Here is a 1499-nt window from a genome sequence, read left to right as displayed (position 1 = left end):
AAGATTTCATTCTAGCATTGGCTATAAAAAGCCCATGAATGTTTATTTAGAGGCATTGAAAAATGCTGCTTAATAATAGGAAGCAAAATTCTCAAAATTTTGTCTTGATTTTTCAGTCCACTATATTCACTCTATTATATATTTTATTTTTGTTAATTTATAAAAAACTTTGTTATAAAAATAACACTATGTTCATTATGTAACTTTGAAAATTCCTTCCAAACCTTCTCCCCCAACTCCTTAGCCTTTCCCTTCTTTACACTCCTAAATTACCATTAATACCAATTCCCTAAAATAACTTGATAGATAAATTAGTATTTTTAAGAGATTTTTTTATAGCATTTGAGCCTAAGGTATCTGGATACATGGCGAAGATGATGTGAAAAATCACCAAAAAGACTAAATTTAAATGTTAAGTTATTTTAGGAAATTGGTATAACATGATGGCTCCAAATTAATACTTCTATATTCAAATAAATTATTAAATATTTATTAATACCGAACCCATAATATCATTACTTTTCACTTTATCGTAAGCTTGACCTATATTATCTAGACTATATTCATCACAAATTTTAATTTTAATTCTTCCAGCCTTAATCATTTCAAAAACTTCATCCGCACATAATACCCTTTCCATCTTATTGCTTTTATAATCAAAAATTGATGGAAATGTAATATATAAAGATTTGGCAGCAAGCTTATTGATGTCAAAATTAGCCATCTGATTTAACCTTGCACCATAATAAACTAGAATCCGCATTTTAGTCACACATGCAATGTTTTTATCATGAACTATATCACCTAATGAATCATAAATAATATTTACACCATACCCTTTAGTAAACTCCATGATTTCTTGTTCCCAGTTTTCTGATTGGTAATTAACCACTGCTCTGCAACCATATTCTAATGCAAAAGCTTTTTTGTTATCACTATCAACACTACCAATAACAATAGCTCCTAAATCATTTGCTCACTGAGCTAATATATAGCCAATACCAGAGGATATATTATGTATTAAAACTATTGACTTCGAACCGATTATATAGACCCTCTTTAAAAGAGAATGTGCCATCATTCCAGCAAAATACGTGGCTCCAGCTGTTTTTTGATAAATTTCTTCAGGAACTGCTATAAGATCTTCTGCATTAACAATTGAATTTTCCTGGTAACACCCCATATTTCTAGTAAAATAGGCAACAGAATCCCCAGATCTAAAACCTGTTACATTTGCCCCAACTTGTAGTATATCTCCACTTGCACTATAACCTGGAATAATAAATCGTTTGTCCCCTGGAACATTGATCGAAACGTCATCCTCATTAATTCCAGCTACTATATTTTTAACTAATATTTGCCCTTCACCAGGGAAAGACCATTGCATAATAGGCAGAAAGAAACATATATGATAGAATGAAAAGATAAGTACATACGAAAGAGGAGGCAAAATGTCATTTTTAGTAAGAGAAGCAGAAGAACGTATAGAGAAGAGTAAG

1 protein-coding gene and 1 pseudogene are annotated in these 1499 nt (G+C 30.7%); both read right to left on the bottom strand.

The genetic code is table 11. The features are described 5' to 3' along the window. Window positions 1-481: 481 nt before the first annotated feature. Window positions 482-964: pseudogene (locus L8D11_RS05335) on the bottom strand (zinc-binding dehydrogenase); the annotation flags it as partial. A gap of 12 nt (window positions 965-976) precedes the next feature. Beyond that, the coding region (locus L8D11_RS05330) for an alcohol dehydrogenase catalytic domain-containing protein (protein WP_236870633.1) at window positions 977-1499 on the bottom strand (523 nt) is incomplete at its 5' end.

This window comes from Candidatus Bandiella numerosa (genome assembly GCF_021811875.1).
Taxonomy (GTDB): Bacteria; Pseudomonadota; Alphaproteobacteria; order Rickettsiales; family Midichloriaceae; genus Aquirickettsia; species Aquirickettsia numerosa_A.
Note: the sequence above shows the minus strand (reverse complement) of the source record. Positions and strands in the feature narration are given on the sequence as shown.